The following is a 1,389-nucleotide window of genomic DNA, read 5'->3' on the forward strand; positions in this document are numbered from 1 at the left end:
CCCCGCCAGTACAGTACGGGAGGCCGGTCGAACCTGTTGGGAATTTCCAAGCGGGGGGACAAGAACATTCGCCGGTTGCTCGTCCAGTGTGCCCGTGCCTTCATGCTGCATCTAAACAGGCACACGGGCAAGATGGCCGACTGGGTGCGCTCAATGCTCGCGCGACGACACTCAAACGTAGTGGCCTGTGCGCTCGCTAACAAGTTCGCGCGAATAGCCTGGGCCATTGCGAGTCGCGACGCTGTATTCGACCCATGCACGCGAAGCGCCCCTCGATGAGCCACCTCCCGCCGAACTGCTTTACCGAAGTCGATCCATCTGGTTTTGCGATTGCTGAATACTGATGACGTGAACGGCAAACCGGCCTGACGGAAACCCTGAGAGGTTAACCAGCTTCTGAAGCTGCCCCTGTTATCAGGACCATCAGGCGCGATTCTCATCGAGGCGCGACGGCTCATCCCGCTCTGACGCCGGATAGATTTACGCAAACCCAACGCGCCAAAAAATTCAGCATTGCAAAAACGGGGGTGACCATAGATTAACCTCGGTCGTTGTGACAAGTGGATCGAGGAGATGGGAAAACCAATCGTTGACGACGAATTGTGGGCACTGATCGAGCCACTGCTACCACCACCGAAGCCACGCCGCTTCAAGTATCCGGGCCGCAAACCGGTACCGGATCGGGCAGCGTTGACCGGCATTCTGTTCGTGCTGAAAACCGGCATCCGCTGGCGCGACCTGCCCGCCGAAATGGGTTGCGGTTCGGGTGTGAGCTGCTGGCGTCGGCTACGCGACTGGCAGGAGGCAGGCGTCTGGGACCAGTTGCATGCGGTCCTGCTGGCGAAGCTGCGTGCAGCCGAGAAGATCGATTTCTCGCGCATGGTCGTCGATTCTTCGTCGATTCGCGCGGTTGGGGCGGGCGAAAAACTGGACCGAACCCCACCGACCGCGCGCGACCCGGCTCCAAACACCACCTCCTGACCGATGCGAACGGCACACCGCTCGTCGCCATCCTGACCGGTGCCAACCGTAACGATGTGACGCAACTGGTTCCGCTGGTCGATGCCATTGTGCCCGTCGGTGGCTTGCGTGGACGACCACTGAGCCGACCCGGTCGTGTCTATGCAGACCGGGGCTACGACCACGACAAGTACCGCCGCATCCTGCACGAGCGCGGCATCCCAACCAGCATTGCCCGACGTGGCCAACCCCACGGCAGTGGCCTCGGGAGAGTGCGTTGGGTTGTCGAACGTACGCATGCCTGGTTGCATCATTTCCGCCGTCTTCGCATCCGTTTTGAACGTCGAGCCGACATTCATGAGGCGTTTCTCAAACTCGGTTGTTCCTTGATCTGCTGGAACACGCTCAAGCGTGCCCAGCAGTCTTTAT

General features: G+C 60.2%; 2 protein-coding genes. Both read left to right on the plus strand.

What is annotated here, in order from left to right; genetic code table 11:
* Nucleotides 1–279, plus strand: a 279-nt coding sequence (locus VSR82_RS39725) for a transposase (RefSeq protein WP_498858895.1), incomplete at its 5' end; no start/stop codon positions are given.
* A 294-nt stretch (nucleotides 280–573) separates the two neighbouring features.
* Nucleotides 574–1,389, plus strand: a protein-coding gene (locus tag VSR82_RS39730; RefSeq protein WP_152854730.1) for an IS5 family transposase whose coding sequence is annotated in 2 segments (ribosomal slippage) — nucleotides 574–922 and nucleotides 922–1,389 — 817 coding nt annotated over the 2 segments. Because the reading frame shifts where the segments join, the coding sequence is not laid out codon by codon here. This gene is flagged as partial in the annotation.

The organism is Burkholderia sp. JPY481 (assembly GCF_038900515.1).
Classification (GTDB): Bacteria; Pseudomonadota; Gammaproteobacteria; order Burkholderiales; family Burkholderiaceae; genus Paraburkholderia; species Paraburkholderia youngii.